Source organism: Pandoraea anhela, from assembly GCF_902459655.1.
Classification (GTDB): Bacteria; Pseudomonadota; Gammaproteobacteria; order Burkholderiales; family Burkholderiaceae; genus Pandoraea; species Pandoraea anhela.
Map to the genome: position 1 here is coordinate 1 of NZ_CABPSB010000048.1, position 1,887 is coordinate 1,887.

A 1,887-nucleotide genomic window follows, 5' to 3' on the forward strand; every position below is an offset into this window, starting at 1 on the left:
GCGGCCAGAATCGCGATGATAACGACGAAGGCAATCGGGAGGTTGTCCATAATTTCCTCACATCCGAGGGATTTGGCTGGAATTTCCCGAATTATAGATCAACGTCGCATTCATAGACCACGTTGCGTACCCTAAACCCATGTTTCGGCGCGACTTTTCCCCATCCGCGGCGGCTTGAGCCGAAAGTCAGTTTCCGGGCCGGTGGGTTTGATCCCTTGGCGATCGCCATCAGATCGTCTCGGAATACCGTCATCGGGTCGTGGCCATGGCTCGCATAGAGCAGCCAGATATGCAGGTCGGCACCGAGCAAACGCAGCACCATCCAGCCAATGCGTTCGCCGTCGACGGTAAGCAGGAACAATACGGCGTCGCCGGCCTTGCACGCGGCGTAGGCATCCTCTGGGATAAAACCGTCCGGCGACTCCACGCTTGCGATCTCGGAGCGAATTTCGGGCCATACCCGGGGCAGATCGGTGGGTGCGACGGCAGTTAGCTTCCTGTCAGGCATCGACATTCCTTCCACGTTCCCGGTGTGCCAGCAGCCACGCAGATCCATCCGGTGACGACATACTTCGCGCCGCTCGCGCCCAATTCCGCCGGCGCATCGTTCTTGACGAAATCGCCTTGAGCATATGCCGTCGTGGTGCCGGCAGCAGGCGGGCCGCTGGCCCTGTTGTTCGTCGCAGACGCTTGACCGGTGCTCAATTCATTGATTTGTCGGATGACCGGCCGCATGGCATCGCCCAGCGCCTTGATGAGCGTCGCAATATTTTGAGGTGTGCCGAGGTTCCATTGGGGCAATTGCATTACAGGCTCCCTGCGGGCGTGATGCGCGGTACGGCGCCGAGTATTTCGTGGTCACCGGTGAAATTGAGTGTGATCTGGGCGTATCGACAGTCGAAGTCGCATGCGAGCTCGCCATCGTACAGTTCACCGACGGTTTCCGGTATTGGCGTCTCGCCGAGCATGCGAACAGATTGAGCGCTCCCCGTGCAGGTCGCAGGAGCCTTGACGAATCTCGGCACAACGCCCTGAACGCTCATGTTTTGCAGGTCGTCGCCAAACCATCCGCTGGTGATGGAACTCGACTGCGAAACGCCTGAGAGCGATTGCAATTTGTGGTTCGTGTCGACGAGGGCCGGGATTTCAGATGCTTGGCTCCAATATGACGAGTTGTACGGTACGTTCGGCAGTGTGTCCCACGTCGAGACGCCCGGAAGCGTCCCCAGATCATCCCAGGTAATCTGTCCTGAAATGTAAATGACTGAGGCCTCGATCTTCGCATCCGCGCGCCCGAACTTTCCCCGCCGATAGTTATAGACGAGGCATTTATCCGGTTTTCCGTCGGATGACTGGGTCGAACAGAAGTACCAATAGATCAACGAGTTTTCTTTGTCATGCCTGCTTTCAATGCGGTCACGGTAGAGTTTCGACCAGTTGGCATACAGCCAATCCTTCACGTCGTCGCCGATCGGGTCGACAGTAGCGCCGTCATATGAATAAACCTGTGCGTCGCTGCCGATGAAAATATGCCGCGTGCCAATCGCCACGACCGCCTCCTGACACGGCGCCCCGACTACCTGCGATATCTGATTGAACGCCCAGATTGTCGGCGGCCCCTGAAACGTTCCGTAGAACATCGAGTCGGTCTTATAGGCCACGATGTTCGTACCCAGTGCGCGACCGGCGGTGATTCCGCCGGGTGTGTCGATAATGATGCCGTTGGCTGCCTGGGTCGCCTGCGATGGCACCCAATCATCTTGGTTGTAAAGCGCGCAGCACGCCCAGCCATGCGGCCGGTGGCCGTTTATCGAATCTGTGGTGTCGAAGGCAAATACGAAGCCCTGAGTGACTTCGATAATGCGTGCGACCGGTGCGCTCGCAATG

3 protein-coding genes are annotated in these 1,887 nt (G+C 58.0%); all 3 read right to left on the bottom strand.

Annotated elements, in window-relative coordinates; all coding sequences use genetic code 11:
- Positions 1-91: 91 nt before the first annotated feature.
- Positions 92-508: a hypothetical protein gene (locus PAN31108_RS26155; RefSeq protein WP_246184160.1), complete on the bottom strand. Its 417-nt coding sequence runs from the start codon at positions 506-508 to the stop codon at positions 92-94.
- Complete coding sequence (locus tag PAN31108_RS26160) at positions 490-807, bottom strand: hypothetical protein (protein WP_150671653.1); 318 nt, start codon at positions 805-807, stop codon at positions 490-492. Before PAN31108_RS26160 ends, PAN31108_RS26155 begins: the two co-directional genes overlap by 19 nt.
- Positions 807-1,887, bottom strand: a 1,081-nt coding sequence (locus tag PAN31108_RS26165; protein ID WP_150671654.1) for a hypothetical protein, incomplete at its 5' end; no start/stop codon positions are given. The genes PAN31108_RS26165 and PAN31108_RS26160, both read right to left, overlap by 1 nt.

Excerpts from the sequence above, each read along its gene's own strand:
- PAN31108_RS26155 (WP_246184160.1), bottom strand. The coding sequence starts at position 508 with ATGCCTGACAGGAAGCTAACTGCCGTCGCACCCACCGATCTGCCCCGG.
- PAN31108_RS26160 (WP_150671653.1), bottom strand. The coding sequence starts at position 807 with ATGCAATTGCCCCAATGGAACCTCGGCACACCTCAAAATATTGCGACG.